Origin of the sequence: Nostoc sp. FACHB-152, from assembly GCF_014697475.1 — a bacterium.
In the GTDB taxonomy this organism is placed as follows: domain Bacteria; phylum Cyanobacteriota; class Cyanobacteriia; order Cyanobacteriales; family Nostocaceae; genus Nostoc_B.
The window spans coordinates 22,356-44,140 of sequence record NZ_JACJRV010000011.1 but is presented as its reverse complement, the minus strand read 5'-3'; the positions used below and the strand labels follow the sequence as shown (position 1 = coordinate 44,140).

At 40.7% G+C, this 21,785-nt stretch carries 17 protein-coding genes; 11 read left to right on the top strand and 6 right to left on the bottom strand.

The window, feature by feature from the left end; all coding sequences use genetic code 11:
* Window positions 1-65: 65 nt before the first annotated feature.
* Window positions 66-1,400, bottom strand: a complete 1,335-nt coding sequence (locus tag H6G76_RS11855) for a P-loop NTPase fold protein (protein WP_190700174.1) — start codon at window positions 1,398-1,400, stop codon at window positions 66-68.
* 546 nt (window positions 1,401-1,946) lie between these two features.
* Between H6G76_RS11855 and H6G76_RS11850 the strand changes: the two genes are divergently transcribed.
* From H6G76_RS11850 to ftsZ, 4 genes are all read left to right on the top strand, one after another.
* On the top strand, window positions 1,947-2,105 hold the full coding sequence (locus tag H6G76_RS11850) for a hypothetical protein (RefSeq protein WP_190700172.1): 159 nt from the start codon (window positions 1,947-1,949) through the stop codon (window positions 2,103-2,105).
* A 191-nt stretch (window positions 2,106-2,296) separates the two neighbouring features.
* A complete protein-coding gene (locus H6G76_RS11845) occupies window positions 2,297-3,133 on the top strand; it encodes a cell division protein FtsQ/DivIB (protein ID WP_190700169.1) in 837 nt (278 codons plus the stop codon).
* 291 nt (window positions 3,134-3,424) lie between these two features.
* Window positions 3,425-3,955 carry a hypothetical protein gene (locus H6G76_RS36575; protein ID WP_199337347.1) on the top strand — a complete coding sequence of 177 codons (531 nt, stop codon included), beginning with the start codon at window positions 3,425-3,427 and terminating at the stop codon, window positions 3,953-3,955.
* Between the two features lie 54 nt (window positions 3,956-4,009).
* Entirely contained in the window at window positions 4,010-5,302 is a 1,293-nt protein-coding gene (gene ftsZ / locus H6G76_RS11835; RefSeq protein WP_190700166.1) for a cell division protein FtsZ, read from the top strand.
* A 395-nt stretch (window positions 5,303-5,697) separates the two neighbouring features.
* Here the strand turns inward: ftsZ and gshB are convergent, their stop codons facing one another.
* The 5 genes from gshB to hflX form a co-directional block, all read right to left on the bottom strand.
* Window positions 5,698-6,672 (bottom strand): glutathione synthase, encoded by a 975-nt coding sequence (gene gshB, locus H6G76_RS11830; RefSeq protein WP_190700162.1) that lies wholly within the window; start codon window positions 6,670-6,672, stop codon window positions 5,698-5,700.
* Window positions 6,673-6,791: 119 nt separating this feature from the next.
* Window positions 6,792-7,064, bottom strand: coding sequence for a glutaredoxin 3 (gene grxC, locus H6G76_RS11825; protein WP_190700159.1), 273 nt, complete (start codon window positions 7,062-7,064; stop codon window positions 6,792-6,794).
* 218 nt (window positions 7,065-7,282) lie between these two features.
* A complete protein-coding gene (locus H6G76_RS38230; protein WP_397333977.1) occupies window positions 7,283-8,503 on the bottom strand; it encodes an XDD4 family exosortase-dependent surface protein in 1,221 nt (406 codons plus the stop codon).
* Window positions 8,504-9,096: 593 nt separating this feature from the next.
* Window positions 9,097-9,987 (bottom strand): 2OG-Fe(II) oxygenase, encoded by an 891-nt coding sequence (locus H6G76_RS11815; RefSeq protein ID WP_190700153.1) that lies wholly within the window; start codon window positions 9,985-9,987, stop codon window positions 9,097-9,099.
* 327 nt (window positions 9,988-10,314) lie between these two features.
* Window positions 10,315-12,051, bottom strand: coding sequence for a GTPase HflX (gene hflX / locus H6G76_RS11810; protein ID WP_190700447.1), 1,737 nt, complete (start codon window positions 12,049-12,051; stop codon window positions 10,315-10,317).
* An 831-nt stretch (window positions 12,052-12,882) separates the two neighbouring features.
* Here hflX and H6G76_RS11805 point away from each other — a divergent pair.
* From H6G76_RS11805 to H6G76_RS11775, 7 genes are all read left to right on the top strand, one after another.
* Window positions 12,883-15,522 (top strand): EAL domain-containing protein, encoded by a 2,640-nt coding sequence (locus tag H6G76_RS11805; protein WP_190700150.1) that lies wholly within the window; start codon window positions 12,883-12,885, stop codon window positions 15,520-15,522.
* Between the two features lie 164 nt (window positions 15,523-15,686).
* Entirely contained in the window at window positions 15,687-16,541 is an 855-nt protein-coding gene (locus H6G76_RS11800) for an ATP-binding cassette domain-containing protein (RefSeq protein WP_190700147.1), read from the top strand.
* Window positions 16,498-17,355 carry an ABC transporter permease gene (locus H6G76_RS11795; RefSeq protein ID WP_190700145.1) on the top strand — a complete coding sequence of 286 codons (858 nt, stop codon included), beginning with the start codon at window positions 16,498-16,500 and terminating at the stop codon, window positions 17,353-17,355. The genes H6G76_RS11800 and H6G76_RS11795 overlap by 44 nt, the downstream gene beginning before the upstream one ends.
* Before the next feature lie 19 nt (window positions 17,356-17,374).
* A complete protein-coding gene (locus tag H6G76_RS11790; protein WP_190700142.1) occupies window positions 17,375-17,854 on the top strand; it encodes a MarR family winged helix-turn-helix transcriptional regulator in 480 nt (159 codons plus the stop codon).
* A gap of 406 nt (window positions 17,855-18,260) precedes the next feature.
* Window positions 18,261-18,935: a deoxyribonuclease V gene (gene nfi, locus H6G76_RS11785; protein ID WP_190700140.1), complete on the top strand. Its 675-nt coding sequence runs from the start codon at window positions 18,261-18,263 to the stop codon at window positions 18,933-18,935.
* A gap of 224 nt (window positions 18,936-19,159) precedes the next feature.
* Window positions 19,160-19,732, top strand: coding sequence for an FHA domain-containing protein (locus tag H6G76_RS11780; RefSeq protein ID WP_190700139.1), 573 nt, complete (start codon window positions 19,160-19,162; stop codon window positions 19,730-19,732).
* Between the two features lie 78 nt (window positions 19,733-19,810).
* Window positions 19,811-21,769, top strand: coding sequence for an FHA domain-containing protein (locus H6G76_RS11775; RefSeq protein ID WP_190700137.1), 1,959 nt, complete (start codon window positions 19,811-19,813; stop codon window positions 21,767-21,769).
* Window positions 21,770-21,785: the final 16 nt, after the last annotated feature.

Sequence of the window (21,785 nt, the reverse complement as noted above, 5' to 3'; positions counted from 1 at the left end):
TTAGTCATTAGTCAAATGTAGAGGGACTAATGACTGATGATGAATAATTATTGACTTGCTCAGAACTATAAGCGTTTTTGTTGCCAAGCCAGAACTTTTTCTGTTTCTGCTAATGCTGGACTAATACCAAACCAACGACCCACAGGATCACGGTATTCAAATAAATACATACTTCGCAGCAAGCTTTGATAGTCAGACTCCCCTTTGACGCTCTGCTGTTGCACAACCTCAAATAATAGTTCCCATTGGCATTCATCAATAGCTAGCAGTAAGTCGTCGCGGTAGTCCTTGATGACTGCTTCTAAACAGTCTCTAGAAAAAGGTGGATCTTGCCGTTGGAGACAGCTATAAAGTAACCCTAATAGGTTACGGATGTGGCCGCCACTGACACGACACAAACGCTCAAGAGTTTCATGATGTTCAAAAAGTTCTGTGATTAATGAAAGTCTTTCGTTATAAGAAACTTGAGGAAAGGCTCTGGCTAAAACTAACTGGCGTAATAGTAACATTCCTGGTTCGTAGTCGCTGCCATCTCTTTGCCTGACTCTTACCATCGGCAATACTTTAGGAGCAATACCTCCACCTAGGCGGTTTTTGAGTGTTTCATACTCATTAGAGAAAATTAACGCTAGGGGAATGGTATAAACTACGTGGCATTTGAGGCGACGTAATTGTTCGCCCCGGTCTATAAATAAATATTCTGGTTGTGTCCTTCCAGAGGCTAAGGGGCGCATATCCACGCGGTCTAAGTTATCGACTATGACAACTAAACCTTTTTGACCTCTGAGTTTGAGTTGTTCAACAGCTTTTTCTAATACCTCTTCGTTAATCGCTTGCAAAATGCTATTAGTACGTGGTTCTAGATATTGTCTGAGTTGATTTCTTACCTGGGCGCTATCTTTGGTTTTGGCTGTAATTTTAGCAATACCCAAGGACAACTCTGCTTGTCCAGACAGATCTATGGGACTTTGCAAAAAATCGCTAACTTCTTTGAAAAGATTGATAAAGTAGTGCGGTTTAATTTTGATATTAATTGCTTCTAGGCTGACACTAACTTGACGCGCTACACTCAGCAAAATATCGCTGACATCAATATCCGCCATATCTAAGTCTTGGCTAGATTCAAAATAAACGACATGGAATCCTGCTTCTTCTAGTTCGGCTTTGAGACGCTGCAATTCTGTTGACTTGCCACAACCAATATGACCTGTAAATAACTGGCAGGTCGGTTCATCTGGAGAAATACGGGTAATTGTGCGTTGTAATTCTTCAACAATTTTACAGCCACGTACATCGGCGAAATCTATGTAGTAGTGTCGATCATGCACGTCACCCATATTGAGTGAGTAACTAGGATTACAAGCTTTATAAAAGCGTGGCAAATACTGTGTATTGATCATTGATATGTAGATGCAGATATATTCGCTGTCTTATTTGTCTATTTATATACAATTTTTCTTTAGTCAGCCCTCTAACCATCCTATGTTAATAGGGCAGTATTTTGAGTTACGCTGATAGCGCATGATAGAGTTTTCTACCAGCAATTATCATTACGAGCCTAAAGATTCATTTGTGCCTGATAGCTTCAGTATATCTGTCTTTTTTAGAGATGCTGTTGAGCTTTTGAGAATCTTTAAGCTTTGACTTGACTAAAGTTAAACTCGTATGCATTCATAACGTGTGTTAAAAAATATACTATAAAATTATAAAATTTAATGTATTATTTTTAACTATCTAATTTAAGTATTAATTCTGTTTTAATTCAAAAAATATGCGTTATCTCTAAGTACTAGCTGCTAATCCAACAACACACAATAAATTATTTCAAAATTAATATTTTTGTCATCTTTTGTTAAAAAGAAAAGATTTCAGTGGCTTGAGCTACATTTTTGCAGTTAATTCTTGAGATAGATACTAACTTTACCCTAATCAGTATTGAATCAAGCATGGTTATACTGCTGACATCTGCACCGTATAATTCCTTAACAGTAGTTATACGGCAGAGAGCAAATTATGGTAAATTTGTCAATTATTTAGATTTTGCCAGTTTGGTAAGCGATCGCCCTAATGCGAAGCTCAAAAGCCTACCTAAAATAGCAACTTAACACTGCAAACATATAATAGGTAAAATTCAACGTGCCTGAAGCTTGCTGTAGTGGCTGTAAGGTGTTACTAAAAGTAAAACATAGTTTTGAGCAAAGTAACTCATAAACTAGTCATACCAACAGGGTTTATTATCATCAATTGATCCTGCAAACTTAGCAAGAAATTGAACTCCAATTAGAAAGAGGTTTAAATGGCTGGTATAGTATCAGTTTCACAGACAGATTTATCTCAACGTCGCAAAAAACTACGACGGCAAAGGCAGATGAAAATTATTCAGGCTATTTGGCGAACACTGGCCGTTAGTGGTTTAGCTGGAGGTTTGCTTTGGGTGGCTCTCCAACCAGTGTGGGTACTAAGTGATCCCAAACAAATTGTGATCAAATCGGGTAATCAAGTACTCTCGGAAACAGCAATTAAGTCAATGCTAATGATATCCTATCCTCAATCTTTATGGAGAATTGAACCAGATGCGATCGCTAACTCTTTAAAGCAACAACCAACTATTGCACAAGCAACTGTCAATCGTCGTCTTTTTCCTCCAGGGCTAATTATTGAAATTCAGGAACGAGTACCTGTAGCAATAGCTCAAAAACCCCAAGAACGGGATAAAAACAAACAGTCTTCCACTGGTTTACTGGATGCAACAGGTGTTTGGATACCGCTAGAAAAATACACATTGGTAAATTCTAAGTTTAAATTACCCAGTCTCAAAGTTATTGGCACACCAGAACAATACCGCCAATATTGGATGCAACTTTATCCCTTATTGAATCAAGGTTCTGTAAAAGTGATAGAAGCTAATTTCCAAGATTTAACGAATTTAACTTTGAAAACAGAACTGGGAAATGTACATTTTGGTAATCCTAGTCCTCTGTTAGCAGAACAGATTAAGGTACTAGCGCAGATGCGAAATTTACCCGCAAAAATTAATCCTAGCCAAATAGACTATATTGATCTCAAAAATCCTAAAGCTCCAATAGTACATATGATCCAAAAAAAGGACAAAGTTAACGTTCAAATTCCCTAACAATATCTGTAAGTTTTGTGTATTAAATAGTCTCTGTAATCTAAAAACTTTGATACTTATAAATACATTTATAATTTTCAGGTTTTGCGCCACAGGCTTAAAAGATTAGCGTAATTTTTTAATCAGATACAATAGGAGACTTAATTATCCAGCCTTCTTTAGAAGACAAAATCCGACTTCTGTCTTACCTATACATTATGGTGATAGGTAAGTAGAAGACAAATTTTAGATTTTAGGTTGCAATTATCGCCAATGTTGAAATGTATCAACTATATTATTAAAGCAGACAAGATGCAGAGTAAAGCGTCTTTACATATTAAGACATTTGCTCAATTATGGGAGCTTGTTGTTTGTAATGTTATTCAAGGTATATTTAACTGCATAAAATTACTGAATAATACATATGATATAAGCAAAAATCACCTTGGTTTTGAGTTTTCTTTGGTATTAAGAAATAATAAAATAATTAAGTTTCAGCCCTTCCAGATGGCTGTTAATGTACGAAAAACAATCACAGAGAGTTGTAAAATTAATGACCAACTTCAATCATTTAGAAAAATAGGGGGAGGGCATTCGGTATGTCAAGAAGATACTACGCTAAATCGGCAACATAGTAGTAAACCTATTAATAGCTTGTTCAAGTTATACAGATCAACTTTAGTTAAATATAGGTATACTTCTCTAGAATTAGCTGTGCGCTCCGCTGCGTTAATGGCTTATGCAATAGCAAACTTTCACACTGACAATCCTGTTAAGGTTGGAAGTAATGCTCACAATCAAGAGCAATGCAAAAATCAATGGGCATTGTCAAACTATAGTTGACTCTTAGGTGAATAACACCTGGAAAAGTCGTTTATCTACCCTTTCATAAATCCAATGACGCTTGATAATAACCAAGGGCTTAGCTATAAAAACTCCCAATCTGTGGGACAGCCAGGATTCTCACTGGCGGTAAACTCAAATAATCCTTTTAATCATTCTGGGCTGAACTTCGGGCAAGGCCAAGATAGTAAAAAAATATCTGTAGAAAATAGCCGCATTGGCGAGATTGTTCCAGGTAGGGTAGCCAACATTAAAGTGATTGGTGTTGGTGGTGGTGGTGGCAATGCCGTTAATCGCATGATCGAGTCTGATGTTAGTGGAGTGGAGTTTTGGTCAATTAATACTGATGCTCAAGCGTTGACTTTAGCAGGGGCACCCAGTCGGTTGCAAATTGGGCAGAAGTTAACAAGAGGTTTAGGCGCAGGTGGTAATCCTGCTATTGGTCAAAAAGCCGCAGAAGAATCACGGGATGAAATTGCCACTGCTTTAGAGGGTGCTGATTTAGTATTTATTACTGCTGGTATGGGAGGAGGTACTGGGACAGGTGCAGCTCCAATAGTTGCAGAAGTAGCCAAAGAAATGGGTGCCTTGACAGTAGGTGTGGTGACACGTCCGTTTGTATTTGAGGGTCGCCGTCGCACCAGCCAAGCGGAGCAAGGGATTGAAGGGTTAAAAAGTAGAGTGGATACGCTGATCATCATTCCTAATAACAAGCTTCTAGAAGTGATCCCGGAACAAACACCTGTACAGGAAGCTTTTCGTTATGCGGATGATGTGTTGCGCCAAGGGGTACAAGGAATTTCGGATATTATCACCATTCCTGGTTTAGTCAATGTTGACTTTGCAGATGTCCGCGCAGTGATGGCAGATGCGGGATCGGCATTGATGGGGATCGGTATTAGCTCAGGGAAATCACGAGCTAGAGAAGCTGCGATCGCAGCGATTTCCTCGCCTTTATTAGAATCTTCTATTGAAGGAGCCAGAGGGGTAGTCTTCAATATTACTGGCGGTAGCGACCTGACTCTACATGAGGTGAATGCAGCCGCAGAAACAATTTATGAAGTAGTTGATCCCAACGCCAATATTATTTTTGGGGCGGTAATTGACGATCGCCTGCAAGGTGAGGTGAGAATTACTGTAATTGCTACAGGGTTTACAGGTGAAGGCCCAACAGCACCACCACAGAATGCCACTAATCAACGGGTATCAACCCCGCCAAAACGACAAACTCAACAGCCACAGTCACCAACAGCTAATCCTCCAACACCAGTAGCAGAACCTAAAGAAAAACCAGGTTTGGATATTCCTGACTTTCTGCAAAGACGACGTACACCACCACGTAACTGAGGAATTCGGGATTTGAATTATTTAGATAAATTTTGCAGTCTCAGTCCAGACTGAGTGCTGTAGAAATCTCGCTAATTTTCAAATTTCACCAGGAGCAGAAGTCAGAATTCTGCTGATATGTTTAATTTTGCTAATTGGTGAATAAACTTCTCAAAGCTACTTAGACTACAAAGTATATGGGCAAGAGCCGGCTGGCTCAGATGTCCTACTTTGTCTTTAGAACAAATAGTAACGCAGAGAATTGTGAGCGGGGTGGCTACCTATTTTAGTGTGATAGCACCTGAGTCAAAAGCAAAAAACCTTGCCTAACAGGTGCGATCTCTAAAATTAATTTACTTCACAGCAACTTACTCAGGCTGACCGTGAAATATTCAAAGTAGCTAATTGCAGTTATTTTATTTTTTAAATTGTAGAGTCTGTTCCACCCATTGAATTACCTGATGACCTAGACGAATACCATTGAGTCTATCTATTTCCCTAATTCCTGTAGGGCTTGTAACGTTGACTTCCGTCAGATAGCCACCAATCACATCAATACCCACAAAAATTAAACCGTCTTGGCGTAATTTATTAGCTAGTCGGGTACAGATTTCGTACTCTCTAGGGGTAATCTCTGTTTCCGCCACTGTACCGCCAGTCGCCATATTGTTGCGAAAATCACTGCCACTAGAAAGACGATTTAAAGCACCAATTGGTTCACCATTAAGTAGGATAATTCGTTTGTCTCCCTCCTTAGCTTGTGGTAAGTAAGTCTGTACCATTACTGGTAATCTTCCTTGATAAGTGCTTAATTCCACAATGGAGTTAAAATTGCGATCGCTTGCTTGTAAAAATAAAATCCCTTCCCCAGCTTTGTTACCCAGTGGTTTGAGAATCGTAGCTCCTTTAGCTGCCACAAAATCACGGATAATTTGCTTATCGGCACTAACAATGGTTTCTGGAATTACCTCGGTAAATTGCAGAGCATACATTTTTTCATTTGCTGCTCGGATACCGTTGGGATTGTTAATCACCAAAGTTTTATTTTGGTCAATGTAGTCCAGAATGTAAGTAGCAAAGAGGTAAGAGTCGTTAACTGGTGGATCTGTCCGCATGAATACGGCATCCATTGTTTCCAGATTCATGAAGGAGCGATGGCTTAACTTATACCAAGGATTTGCTGATAGCCAACGCCCCTCCACTAACTCTATCGGTACTAATTCCACCTGTTGTAGAACAGCCCAAGCCTTACCCTCTACCACACTTAGCCAGTTTGCCTGAGTTATCCAGATTTCATGTCCTAAAGTTTGTGCTGCTTCCATCAGAGCAACACTTGTATCATGACACGGGTCAAGCTGATGGATGGGATCAATAATAAAAGCCAGTTTCACGCTGTTTGCCTCAATCGCCAGGAAATTTCTAAGTTCTTCAATTTAGATTAACTCCTGATGATTTAACTGACTCACAAACCTTGCCAGCAGAAATTGCTTAATTTTACTACTTGCTTATTTTATACATTACTATCAGCAGCTAATAGCTCATCCAACTTACCTTGACGGTCTAATGCGTGGATATCATCACAACCACCAACATGGTGATCATTAATAAAAATTTGGGGTACAGAACGTTTACCGTTGGCTCTTTGAGCCATTTTATCTCTTGCTGCTTCGTCACCATCAATACTGTATTCGGTAAAGTCAACACCTTTATTACTCAGCAAACTTTTGGCGCGGATACAAAATGGGCAAGTCCTCCAAGTATAAATTTCTACGTTAGCAGCCATAATGTCCTCAATTTTGTTTTATACTTTTTAATTCTAAAACTTTGTGATCTGTTCTAGTAGTCATAACCTTATTGGATCAAAAGTCAATTTCAACAAATTTGGACTTAGGGCTTTTATCGAGCTAATCAATAAATTCTTACATTAAAAAAATTGGGCAAGAAGTAACCAAACACTTCTTGCCCATATTTAACTAAATCATGAGAACTCAAAAGTATTGTTTAAGCTTGCGAGTTATCTTGTTGATTTTCTTGAGTTTTCTTCTTCAGCTTTAAAGTACTTAGACCAAATAGGCTTAAAGCAGCGAGTGTGCTAGGTTCAGGTACTTTCTTCGGTTGAGACTGAGGAGGTTGATAGTAAGTTGTAGGAGATGGTGTGGGTACTGGTGTGGGTACTGGCGCGGGTGCTGGTGCTGGTGCTGGTGCTGGTGCTGGCGCGGGTGCTGGCGCGGGTGCTGGTGCTGGTGCTGGTGCTGGTGCTGGTGCTGGCGCGGGTGCTGGCGCGGGTGCTGGCGCGGGTACTGGTGCTGGTGTGGGTGCTGGCGCGGGTGCTGGCGCGGGTGCTGGCGCGGGTGCTGGCGCGGGTGCGGGTGCGGGTGCTGGCGCGGGTGCTGGTGCTGGCGCGGGTGCGGGTGCGGGTGCTGGCGCTGGCGCTGGCGCGGGTGCTGGTGCTGGCGCTGGCGCGGGTGCTGGTGCTGGCGCGGGTGCGGGTACTGGCGCTGGCGCGGGTGCTGGCGCTGGTGCTGGCGCTGGCGCGGGTGCGGGTGCGGGTGCGGGTGCGGGTGCGGGTGCGGGTGCTGGCGCTGGCGCGGGTGCGGGTGCGGGTGCTGGCGCGGGAGTAACTAATGTGCCAGCAAAGCTAGGTTCGCTCAAATTGGTTCCGAACTGGAAGCGAATATTCCCGATTTTGGTTATGTCAAAAGCACTGGGTAGACCTGATAAAACGAAGGTAGCATAGTCTTTAACAAAAGTTCCTTTTGTTACTGCTGGGTTTGGATCATCATAACCACTGATGATGCCGTAATTTAATTGCTGTCCACCACCACCTTGAAAAATACCTAACCCAGCAGTACCAATACCATAGTTTTGGGTTATGCCGGGAAGGTCGGCTGTACCATTGCCAGTGTTTGGCAATTTCCATTCATCAAGAGTTTTTAGATTTACATTATTACCTGCATTGCCTCCAATTACTGTTGGAGCTGTAGCCGAATACAACGACAAGTTTGTTAGGGCGGAACCAGCATATTCCCAAAAGACAGCAGTTAGTACATCAGAGGGTGCTGTGGCACCAGGCCCTGTATTTTTTAGGGTAATTGTCAATTTTCCAGGGTTGAGGCTGTCATCAAAGAGAACTGATGCTCCTAAAGCATTCGTAGTACCATTTGATGCAGGGTTGGTTCCTGTTCCCGAAAAGCTTATGGATGCTGCATTTGCTTGGGACATTGGCCCAGCCATAACTACAGCTAATGATGACAAACCGCAAGTTATATAACCTATTAGTTTTTGTGAATTCATTTGAGTCACTTGTTTAAAACTCCTTTTTGCTTGTAAAAAGCTTCATAAAACTGCATTGCAGCATAAAATTTCCCTTCACAACTATATTTTGAAGCTATGACAAACTGAGCCTATAATTTGCTTTTTAACAGCTAATATGGTTTCGCAAATTATTAATTAGGAATATACAAGCTCACTTAGTTTGTCTAACTGCAATTTATAATTGCCAGGGAATTAAATCTGGGATGCACTTGATAGGAATCTCTGAAACTTTTTTTAATTCTCAGTGATTAATATATATAATTTGCCACAGTAACTTACTTGGAGTCTATAGATTATCTACATTTTCATAGTAACTTTAATCTAAAATGTAAAAATAACATTCCTTATGTATTTATATAGATATTAAGTGTTTGTACTTAGAAGAGTTATTTAAGTATTTTCTTGTAAATAAAATTAAATATTGAAGTTCTTGCTTTATAAAAAAATAAGTGAGGTGATCGCCTCACTCAAAGATAATTTAATGTAACTGCACAGCTACCCTAAGATGCTTCTCGGCGTACCCAGCCATTGATTGTAAAGCGGCTATCAGCAAATGCTTTAGATGGACACCTCACAGGTAAAACCTCGTGCATATATCGACTGAGGAAAAATACAATGCTATTATTTCGCGGTTCAATAGTTTTGAAAGATTCTGCTTTTACATAAAAGTTATTTTCAACTTTACTATCGTATATTAATAACTCTCCTCCAGAGAAGCGTTTCGGTTCTCGATTGAAGTAATAAACATATGTTAGTTCTCTTGTAGCCGTGTCTGGACTACCGTTATCGTTATGAATTTTGTAATAGTTGCCGTCATTATGGGATGTCAGTTGGCTTTCAATTTGAGATAGAGGAAATGGTGACATTCCCAATTTGCTCATGACATCAGGCATAATCTGCTGGACTTTATTAACAATTAGTTCAGCAAACTCAGGAAATGAGTAAAGAACCATAGAACGACGATAGTTTTTATCATTAGTAGATGTATTAGTAGATACAAAATTAGATTTATTAGCTAGCACATATTTTATAAGTTTCTCATACTCATTAGGTGAGAAAAAATTATCTATTTGGACATAAGTAGAATTTAAAATATCATTGGTTACGGGTTGTATATTGTCAGGTTGCTGTATCCAAAGTGGTGGTTCAGTTACTAAACCAATCAGATTTTCGCTAGCAAAGCTTAAGGCAGAATGTCCCTCCTGGATAGGAAGTTGAAATAAACAGTGATTTGTAGATTCTTGTTTGTAAACACGAGCCACAATAGTTGTTAACAGACTATGCAGTATAGGGTCATCTGAATTCAAATAAACTGTATACTGATGTCCTCCTGCTAAAAGAAGTTGAACTTTGACTTTCTGAGGTGCTAATTGTTGTGAATTTGTTGACATAAATAATTAGTCGCTAGGATGGCGATCGCAGTTAAAGTTAGCAGATATAAAATGAATAAAAGTAATTGGTGCTTCCACAGAAGCACAAGAAAATAGCGATAAAAAACTCCAAATTAGTCTTTATGCGAAAACTGTAGTTAATTCATATATCAAATACAAAAAAATCTTCAGCAACCATTGGTTCTAGCACGTTTTTAACCCGACTGTCATTCAGGAAAACCACAGTATTTTCTAGAGCTTGTATATAGTAGAAATATAGAAAAATAAAGCCGTAGTTATATTAACCACGGCATTGTTTATGAGATATTCAAAATTTATTTTCGGTATTTACCGAGAGTCAACAGCGTAAGCAATTAAGTGGCTTAGACGTTGGCGTAAAGTTTCTAGCCCTAAGCGTTCACTTGCTGAAATGAACACTGCTAAAGGAAACTCTTCCTGGGCTATGGCTAGTGTCTCACTGTCTACTTGATCTATTTTGTTAAAGGCAACTAGTGCCGGGCCAGGTGTTACAGGCATTGCTGCTAGAATTTCTCGAACTGAGCGAATATGCGTCAACCAAGCAGGATGAGACAAATCGACTAAGTGTAATAAGGCATCAGCTTCTGTGACTTCTTCCAAAGTAGCGCGGAAGGCATCCATTAAGGATGCAGGTAATTCGTGGATGAACCCTACCGTATCTGTAATTAGAATCTCTTGGGGTTCATTAGTGTCAGCATGGGGAATTACCAAGCGGCGCGTCGTCGGGTCTAGAGTCGCAAACAGCTGGTCAGCTGTGTATACTTCAGCATTTGTCAGGGCGTTGAGTAAGGTAGACTTGCCAGCGTTGGTGTAACCTACCAAGGCGACTGAAGGAACTTCTTCATGTTGTCGCCGTTGTCGTAAACGCGAACGATGGGCTTGCAACTGATTGACTTCTTGTTGCAGTCGAGAAATGCGCCTTTGAATAGCCCGACGTTCTGTTTCTAGTTTGGTTTCACCAGGGCCGCGAGTACCAATACCACCCCCTAACCGAGACATTGCTTGCCCTCTACCAGTCAGTCGCGGCAGCATATATTCTAGCTGTGCCAGTTCTACCTGTAATTTACCAGCACGAGACTGGGCGCGTTGGGCGAAGATATCTAAAATTACTTCTGTGCGGTCAACTACCCGAACACCAATTTGCGCTTCTAAGTTGCGGACTTGTGCTGGTGAGAGGTCGCGGTCAAAGACGACGAGATTACATCCTAGAGTTTGGGCTGTTAAGGCGACTTCTTGCACCTTACCTTCACCAATCACTGTTTGCGGATGAATGCGCGATCGCTTTTGTTGTACTGTCTGTAGTACATCTCCGCCAGCCGTATCTACTAACCTTCCTAATTCCGCTAAGGTGTCATGAAATTGTTGGATAGTTAACCCATCTGTCATTACTCCGACAATTAGCACACGATCATGATCTGCATCTACTTCCTGGGCGACGAATTCGCGGCGGAATTCTTCTTCCAGTCCTTCGACCAAATCGATGAAGTCTTGCTCTGCAAGCATATCTAAGCTCATAGGCGGCGATATGCTGGAATAGATTGCTGAGTCTTGTGTGCTAAGTGCTAAGTTTTGGGCTACTACTAGCTGTTTATTCCGTGATACTAAATGAGCTAAATAAGCTTCTTTGACGTACCCTGTAGCACCACCACCGCGCCGAGTAAACCCTGTCCCAGTAATATTTAATACAACCAATGCGTCTAAGCGTTGCATTGCCATCGCAGTTAGGGCCACCTCATTTGGCGGTTCTGATTTGAGATATGTGGCAATACAGCGAATACCGCTAAGACGTTCTGCACCATAACGGGGCAGTTCTAGCGGTGGGATTTGCGTTTGACGCGGTGTGCCTACCCCAACGCGAATCACTTGGCCGCGACGGTTGAGATAGGCACACACAGGTTGATTAATTTCTGTGCTAATAGCTGCCAGACGCTGGGAAAACTCAGGCGTTGTGATGCGATCGCCTGGTATACGCTGGTGGTACAGCCGCTGTAGTTGTTTCAGCTGGCTGGACTTTAAACCTTGGAGATTTCCGAAGATAGTCTCTATAGGCGTTTATGACCAGTTAACTGGCCCTCCGAATCCATCTATTGTCTATTTTACAACAGTGCTAAGGGTGCAAACTCAATCTTGCGGTGCGATGTTGAAGTTGCTTTCAGAAGCTATGTCGTCAGCTTGTTGCAGTTCAAAACTGATAATAGTTTCACTGAGCCTAATTTTACGAGCAATCATTCTGTTAATAGCTCTTTTAGAGAGTGTTTGAAAACTTCAGCTAGATTATGTTATGGTAGCCTGTCTTTAAAAAAATACTTAAGCAGACAGCGTGACAAACGCGATGAATTCACAAGGCGCGATCGGATGAGTAAGTTGATTGGGATTTGCGTTAACACTGGCTATTGTGGTCAAGATTTTACCCGTTGGGTAAAAGTTAAAGTAACTTGCTTGATCAAATTTAGAAATTTTTAGACGTTCTCTCAGCGAATAGTAAATTCTTACTCAAGTATTTATACTAACAATATTTCACAAATATATTTATTTAATTTAAATTGATAATAGAGATTTTGATTTACTTATATTATTTTTGTTTCATCATAAGATCAGCAATTATACCATGTAATTTAGTATAGATTTGATTTTATCCTAGATAATTAAGCAAGGCTAAAAAAAAGTAAGTATTTAAAATCACCTAGTAAGTAAAATTTTAATTATTTGACTAGGAGGCTAAATGCTGATTGAGATGGAAAAAATATTTAAATTTAAATATTTATATATTAAAGATGAGTAAGTATTGTTTTAGACAATAAAAGCTGAAAGATATAAATTGTTTTTAGTCTTATTTTTTAATAGTAGATTCAATAGATGAGATTTTGAGGAAGAGTAATGCCATTAAATGAGTGGGAAAAAATACGCCACCTGTTGGTTGTCCAAGACTTGCAAGGGCAGAGAACTATCCCGCTTCAAGAGACTACTTATTCCATTGGCCGCGATTCGAGAAACGCTATCGTTCTGCGTTCCCGTTCAGTATCTAGGCAACACGCAATTTTACTAAGGGTGACTCTTCCCGAAAGTGATCAGTACGGCTTTCGGATTATTGATGGCAATTTTAAAGGGAAACCAAGTACTAATGGATTGTATATAAACGGGACAAAATGTTTCTCTCATAATCTTCAGCATGGAGATTTAATTGCATTTGGAAATAGTCAAGTTCAGGCTCAATACTATGCTATTTCTAATATTTCTGAAAAAGCATTTTCTGAAGGTTGTGCAATTGAAGACTTATCTGATTTTTTGTTAGATCAGGCTAATTCTGCCAATCCTTTTCAAACATTAATTATAGATCCTAACTTTGAAGCTGCTAGCGAAACAGCCTTAGCACGTCTAGCATCATTTCCCGAACTAATTCCTAATCCAATTATCGAGATGGATTTAGAAGGAACAATCACATATCTCAATCCAGCCGCAGCCACTAAATTTCCCAAAATTAAGGAAGTAGGCAAGGTACATCCTGTTTTAGCGGGATTACTCAATGCAATACAGGAGCGTAATATAAATTCTTTTTGGCGAGAGATAAAAGTTGATAAAGAAGTTTTTGAACAATGTATTCATTACTTGCCTGAAAGTGATTTAATTAGAACTTTTATAGTTAGGGATATTACAGAGCAGAAGCAAGCAGAAGCTGAACTGCGTCAACGCGATCGCCTTTTACAAGCTGTGGCAGAAGCAGCAAATTATTTACTCGTGGAAATGAACTATGAAACTGGCATAGATAAAGGATTGGCTGTTTTAGGCGAAGCAGCTAAGGCAGATCGCGCCTATTTATTTAAAAATCATCGCCATTTAGATACAGGAGAAATGGCTGTCAGCCTCCAATTTGAGTGGACTCGAAATAATTTCCTATCTTCTCGACACCACTGGCAAAATCAGCTTTATCAATCTTCTGCACTGGCACGTTGGTATGCTAGTCTCTCTAACGGACAATCTATTAGCGGCAGTATCAAAGAATTTCCCGCAGACGAACAAAAGCTACTAGCTAGAGACAGCATTCAATCTCTGCTTTTAGTCCCCTTACGCCTAGACGATGAGTTTTGGGGTTTTCTTGGTTTAGCAGACTGTTCCGAACAGCGTCTCTGGTCAAGGCATGAAGAATCAACTCTCTTGACGATGGCAGCTAGTATTAGTGCTGCTTGGCATCGTCAGCAGGCAGAGGAAAGAATTCGCTTCCAGGCACTTCACGATATGCTAACTGGATTGCCTAACCGATTGCTCTTTGATCAAATACTTGCCAAAGCTTTACCTAATGCCGCACGGAATGGTGAAAGTTTAGCGGTTATGTTCCTCGATTTAGATCGCTTCAAAATTATTAATGACACTTTGGGTCATAGTTTAGGAGACAAATTGTTACAAAGTGTAGCAAAACGACTCCAAGAATCCCTGAGAGAAGGCGACACTGTGGCGCGTTGGGGAGGAGATGAATTTACTATCCTACTGCCACAAGTGAATTATCTTGATGAGGTAACGCAAGTAGCTCAGAGAGTGCTACAAGCATTAGAAAATATCTTCTATCTTGAAGGACACGAACTTTATGTGAGTGCTAGCCTTGGCATTGCTTTATTTGATGAACACAGCCATGATGCTGAGACGCTGATTAAACACGCAGATGCAGCTTTGTATCACGCTAAAGATAAAGGTAGAAATAATTATCAGTTTTACACAACTACTCTCAGTGGCAAAACGCCTGAACTGCTGAATTTAGAGAAAAACTTGCGCTATGCCCTAGAAAGACAAGAATTAACTGTGTATTATCAGCCTCGTGTCAATATTGCGACCACAGAAATTACAGGTATGGAGGCTCTTGTACGCTGGCAACACCCAGATATGGGGCTAGTAGCACCTAGTATCTTTATTCCCCTGGCTGAGGAAAGCGGATTAATTATTCCTATCGGTGAATGGGTATTAAAGACAGCCTGTAAGCAAAATAAAGCTTGGCAAATGGCAGGGTTGCCTCCTTTAACGATCGCAGTTAATTTATCTCCTAAACAATTTCGCCAATCTACCTTGGTAGAAGATGTAGCTCGAATTTTGACAGAGACAGGATTAGAGGCACATTTTTTAGAGTTGGAAATTACCGAATCTACTGCGATCGCCGATTTGGACTTTACTACAAGTGTTTTATATAAATTAGAAGCAATGGGAGTTCACCTGTCTATAGATGACTTTGGTACTGGTCATTCTTCTCTTTCTCGTCTACAACTGTTACCTTTGCATAACCTCAAAATTGACAAGTCTTTTATTCAAGAGCTAACCACGGATGTACGAGCCGCTCATATTGTCAAGGCGATCGTTTCTTTGGGACGTAATCTAGGCTTAAAACTGACCGCCGAAGGTGTCGAAAAACAAGAAGAACTAGATTTTTTGAAATCTATTAATTGTGAGGATGTTCAAGGTTTTCTATTCTATAGACCTCTTTCTGCTGAGAAAGCCACAGAAGCTCTGGAATCACAAGTCCAGACTTTTGAATAGTTAGCAAAACTTTATATTTTTAATTGGTATAAAAAATAACTTTATTTAATAAACGAAAGTGCAAACACGCTTTCGTTTATTTTTTCTGCCAGTAAATATTGACATTGCTATATAGTAAATCTAATAATTAGCTTAACTAAATATACAGAAGGTGCATCATACTCATGACAAGACTGACAGGAAAAATAGATCGGTCGGAAACACCTCCTACCTCACCGATACCGATTATTTTAGAAACCCAAAGACTGACACGCCACTTTGGCAAAATGACGGCTGTTAATAGCCTGAACATATCTGTAAAACAGGGTGAAGTGTTTGGCTTACTTGGGCCTAACGGAGCAGGCAAGAGTACAGTTATTAAAATGCTGACAACTCTTTTACCTGCTAGCGCAGGAAAGGCAACCTTAGCAGGTTATGACATAACTCATCAATCTACGGCTGTGAGAAGGGTTATTGGCTATGTACCTCAAGCCTTATCTGCTGATGGTAGCCTTACAGGTTACGAAAACCTTTTGATATTTGCCAAGTTGTATGAGATTCCGACAAGGCATCGAGAACGATACATCAAAGAAGTTCTGGCATTTATGGGTTTAGAAGATGCGACTCATCGCCTAGTCAGAAACTATTCTGGTGGGATGATTCGTAAGCTAGAAATTGCCCAATCTATTCTGCATCAACCCCAAATTCTCTTTTTGGATGAACCAACGGTAGGGCTAGATCCCTTAGCCAGAACTCAGGTTTGGAAGCTGGTACAAAAACTCTGTAGTGATTTTGGCACAACCATATTTTTAACAACTCATTTTTTAGAAGAAGCCGATAGTCTTTGTGACCGAGTGGTAATTATGCAAAGAGGTGAAGAGATTACAACAGGCACACCCAGCGACTTAAAAGCCTCTCTGAATCAACCTAATGCAACTTTAGATGATGTCTTTATTCACTACACAGGTGATCAATTAGTATCAGGAGTAAACTACCGTGACACAGCAAGAACCAGACGTACTGCTCAACGGTTGGGTTAGAGTAGCACCTGCGCGTAAAAGAAATCTCATTTCTGCAACTAGTGAGTTGGTAACAAAAACTCTAGCGATCGCTGAGTTAGAAGTACGTAAATTACGCCATGATCCTACCGATTTAGTTGTTAGAGCCGTGCAGCCAGCATTATGGCTGTTAATCTTTGGGCAAGTGTTCTCCAAAATTAGAGCAATTCCTACCGGGGGAAATTTGCCTTATTTAGATTTTATGACTGCTGGAATTTTGGCTCAGAGTGTACTTTTCGTTGCCATATTCACTGGTGGGATGACATTAATTTGGGAACGAGATTTAGGGATTGTGCATAAATTTTTAGCAAGTCCTACACCTCGCGTAGCTATGGTATTAGGCAAAGCTGTAGCTTGCGGAGTTCGGTGCTTATCACAAGTATTTATTATTTACGGATTAGCACTGTTATTAGGTGTGAAACTAAATTTGCATCCCGTAGCAATTATCAAAGTTTTATTAATTGTCTTAATGGGTGCAGGTTGTTTTTGCGTTTTTTCCTTAATTATTGGATGTCTGGTGAAAACACGCGAAAGAATGACTGGAATTGGACAATTATTAACTATGCCGTTGTTTTTCGCCAGCAATGCGATTTATCCGATCTCGTTAATGCCTAACTGGCTAAAGTTTATTTCCCATATCAACCCCTTAACTTATGAGGTTGATGCTTTACGCGGCACAATGCTACTTAACGGTACTAGTCTCTACGGGTTTGGTCTGGATTGTACAATTCTCCTACTAACATTAATAATATTAACATTCATCTGTGGCAAACTTTATCCACGGGTGGCAATGTAATTAGGAGAAGAACTAGCCCATGAAGCTTGATAAACCCTCACAAGGTGCAACTTCTGAAGAATGTGCTGCCAAAGTAATGGAGACTATTCCATTAGTGATGCGGTTTATCAGGAGGGAGATGCGAGCGCATAACGCCGGGTTTTTGTCGATTCCGCAGTTGCGATCGCTTGCATTTATCAATCGTAATCCTGGTGCTTCATTATCTGATTTAGCAGACCATCTTGGTGTCACATCTGCTACAGCCTCAGCAACCACAGAAAGACTTGTACAACGTAATTTAGTACAACGCGAACACCATCCCCAAGAGCGACGGCGGATAGTTCTCAACCTCACTGATGAGGGAAAGTACCATCTTCAGCAATCTCTCGACCATACTCGCGCTCAGATTGGCGATTTGCTGGAAGGTTTTTCAGCCGAGGATTTTTCTCAGATTGCACAAGGATTAGCTCTGTTAAAAAGTGTCTTCGATAAAACGGAACTTAAATCTTCAGAGGAATAAGACTGCTTGAGGCTTTAAGGTTTAGAAACGATTATTTACTACACAGAACGACAATGGGTAAGACTAGCTTAAGCCTTACCCATTATTGCTTTAACCTTGATTTTTGAATATTTAGCTAACTGCGATCGCACAGTAAGTATTCAGGCAGAATGAATCTTAGAAGCGGCTGTAAGAATTTGTTAAAAATACGAATCAAAAAACTAGGCATTTCATTATTAGAATCGGACTTTGCATAATTACGAGATAATTTATTTCACGCAGAGGCGCAAAGCCGCAGAGAGAATAAAAAGTCGAAGATTTCAATACATCAAGCTTCATCCTATGATTCAGCAACCCTAAGTAGTAAAATCACATCGATTGCTGATAGCTATTACCAAATTTAATTTAAAATAAATTAATAAAAAATATGAAAATTTATCAACATCATGCTTGGCCTCAAACAGTAGAGGAAGCTATTAAAATTCAAGAAAATTTGCGCGAACAGGTGATTACAGAAGATAGATTTTCCGAACCTATTCGTTATGTTGCTGGGGTGGATATGGGTTTTGAAGCTGATGGCACTATTAGCCGTGCAGCTGTAGCAGTATTAAGTTTTCCTGATTTGCAGGTGGTTGAGACGACCCTAGCCCATCGTCCTACTTCATTTCCCTACATCCCTGGCTTCCTCTCATTTCGAGAAATTCCTGCTGTACTTGATGCCTTAGAAAAAATTCAAACAGCACCAGATATTATCCTTTGTGATGGTCAAGGCATTGCTCACCCTCGAAGATTAGGTATAGCCAGTCATCTAGGTGTTATTTTGGATATGCCGACAATTGGTGTAGCTAAATCACTGCTAATTGGGAAGCATCAAGAATTGGCAGAGACTAGAGGTAGTTGGCAACCACTAATACATAAAGGTGAAACCATTGGCGCAGTTTTACGCACGCGTCTTGGAGTTAAACCTTTGTATATTTCTAGTGGTCATAAAGTTAGCCTACCTACAGCCATTGATTACGTATTGCGTTGTACGCCAAAGTATCGATTGCCTGAAACTACGCGTATAGCTGATAAATTAGCTTCTAATAGAAACAGCAGGTAACAGGCAACAGGCAATAGACAATAGGGTTGAAAGCCTATTGGTATATGGCTTTGTTCTTAAAATTTGTATCTCACTTAGCTGCTATGTGCTGTAATAGTAAAAAAATTAGTGTGATGCTTGTTTAAAGTTTGTTTCTCAGTACTTGCTTGCCCCTAGTTAGTCGTGTTAGGAATCGCACAGAAAAAGTATGAAGTAACAAAATACGAGTTATTCCAGCCAAAACAATGAACGCACTAACTTTACAGTGGCAAGATGCAGGTCAATTAAAAACTCATAATATTTACGAACAACAGCCAAGTAAAAATCCTGGCACTGTCCGCATTGGCCGTGACCCACTGCGGTGCGATATTGTTTTGACTGACCCAACTGTATCTGGTCTACACGTTGAAATCTTTTTTCACAATCAGCAGCATAGCTTTTATATCAGAAATTTGCGATCGCAAAATCCCCCCCTTGTCGATGGACAGCAACTAGTACAAGGTGAAAAACCTTTACATCAAAGCAGCATAATTTATCTGGGTCAAATGCAACTTCAAGTCACTGCTATTACCATCGACAGCATTCCAGCGACAATTCTGACACCACCCCAGCCATCTAAGCCCCCAGGATACCAGCAGCCAATAGTACAGATGAGGCATCCCTATGTGCCAACACCACCTACACCACAGGGAGTATATGGCTTAGAGTGTCCTAAATGTCATAAAGTATCCCCGCCAGAAAATCTTCAAATTGGCTGTCCTTGGTGCGGTACTTCTTTGGCAGCAGCAGTTAGTGTGCTAGTTGCACCGAGGCTTTGAGGGAGTAGGCGAGGCAGAGAAGACAGGAGGGGCAAGACAGACTATAACTAATGACAAATGACCATTGACTATTGACCAATGACTAACCTCCAAGTGCGATTAAGTTGGGAAGATCCGGCGACAGGGGAACGGCGAGAACCTCAGTTGGGTGTGCCGATAGCTTTTGGCAGAGAATTCGCTCGTTTGCCTGCGGAACTTGGCGGACAGCGTGTTTCTAGAATGCTGCTAAATAGTAATGAAGTGTCTCGCTACCATGCCTTAATTGACTGGGAACAAAATCAATTAGTAGTCATTGACCAAGGTAGTGTTAATGGTGTGTTTGTTAATGGTCAAAAACAACAGCGCAGTATTCTGAATGATGGGGATACATTGCAGATAGGGCCTTACATGATAACGGTGACGTTTGGTGTTAACGCAACAGCACAACCAACTAGCCCACCGTCAATGATTTGGTTTAACCCTAATACTAATACTCCTGACCCCAGCTTACCGCCAACGCCGCCTGTAACACCTCTCGGCAGCAATTTTCCGCCGCCAGTATTTCAGACGGAAGAAAAAGTTATAGTCCAAGCACTTCATGCTACAGGTTTACCAGTGGATGAATGTGATTATCTAGCGGTGGGTGCAGGACTGGGTAGTTTTATTTGGGTTGATTTATTACGAATTAGTGGTGTACGCGCTGAAAAGATTGTGGCTGTTGGGTTAGAGGTAGAACCCTATGCCCGTTACAAGCGTTTGTGCATGAATTCGCAAATTCCTTTACATGAGAGACTGCGTTCTAATTCTGATTCTTGCCCAGATAATATTTGGGGCTGGCCTAGCTATGCTTTGCGAGAAGCTTGGCGTGATTTGAGTAAAGGTCAATTGAACACAACCGCGAAATATTTATGGCAGGTGTTTGCTGAACCAACTTTTGCAGAGACTTATACACCCCGCGCGGGTAATGTTTTTGATTCTATAGATAGAGAAGCCAAGCGTATTGGTTGGCAACAAATTTATCGTTATGGACGAGTTAGGGCAATTCGCAAAACTGATGATGGAAGATATTGCATTGCTTATTCTCGCAGCCCAGGTAATTATGCTTTTTTAGTAACTCGTTATTTACATTTAGCTACCGGATATCCCGCAATTCAATTTCTTCCTGATTTGCAAGCGTATCGAGAAAAATATCAAGATTTTAAGTCGGTTGTGAATGCTTACGAAGCACATGATCATGTTTATGAGCAATTAGAAAAACAAGGTGGGACTATATTGCTACGCGGTAGGGGAATTGTAGCTTCACGCATTGTGCAGCGAGTTTATGAAGCTAGGAGAAAAAATCCTAATATTACAGTTTTGCATTTAATGCGATCGCCTAAACCCCAAGGTAACAAATTTCAAAAAGCCCAACGCTTAGTCAAAAATCATTACGAATTTCAACCGTTCAACTGGCCCAAAGCTTGCTGGGGTGGGGAACTCCGCGTCATGTTAGAACAAGCCAGTCCCGATGAACGCAAACGTTTACTAACAGACTGGGGTGGCACAACTACTGCCGACCGCCACGACTGGCAACGTATCACGGAAGAGGGTTTAAAAGAAGGTTGGTATCAAATTACCTTTGGAGAAGTTTTAACTGTAGAACGAGATAGCCAAAACCGCACAATTACCCATATCCGCGAAAAAGGTTTTGGTGAAATGAAACTGGGTGCTGACTTTATTGTTGATGCCACAGGTTTAGATGCCAAAGTCCAAGCCAACCCACTTCTCGAAGACTTGGTGAAGCATTACAACCTGCCATTAAATCACTTGGGGCGATTAGTTGTAGCCAATAATTTTGAATTGGTAGAAATGCGTAATACCAAAGGTCAAATGTACGCCGCAGGTGCAATTACTCTTGGCGGCCCCTATGCTGCTGTTGATAGTTTCCTCGGTTTGCAATACGCCGCTTTAGTTGCTGTAGATGGACTGGCTGCTGTTCGTGCGCCGGGAGTTCATCATCTAAATTTGATGAGTTCCTTTGGGCAATGGCTGAAATGGTCATTGAATCAGTCACCTTAGATAGCGACAAACTTAA